The 367-nt window shown below is 47.1% G+C and carries 1 protein-coding gene; it reads left to right on the forward strand.

What is annotated here, in order from left to right:
- Positions 1 to 367: arginine deiminase family protein (locus ACLWS4_RS37900; protein WP_416876561.1), on the forward strand; the 367-nt coding region annotated here is incomplete at both ends.

Here is a 367-nt window from a genome sequence, read left to right on the forward strand (position 1 = left end):
TGGATAAACTTGCCGCTGAATCGCTCGAAAATGAAGAAGTACGAAGGCGATTTATCGGCGAAGTATTGTCCGAAAGCAACGCCGATATCCATGGTACGTACGACATCCTGAAAGACTATCTGCTTTCATTCCCGGTTGAAGAAATGGTGCAAAAAGTGATGGCAGGTGTCTTGAAGACGGAAATTGCGGAAGAAAAGAAGACACATTTGTATGAACTGATGTCGGAACATTATCCGTTTTACCTCGACCCGATGCCGAATCTGTATTTTACCCGCGATCCGGCGGCTGTTATCGCGAACGGGCTTACGATCAACCGGATGCGCGAAGAAGCAAGGCGGCGCGAATCGCTTTTTATGCAGTATATCAT

The organism is Kitasatospora sp. SC0581 (assembly GCF_048159585.1).
GTDB lineage: Bacteria > Actinomycetota > Actinomycetes > Streptomycetales > Streptomycetaceae > Kitasatospora.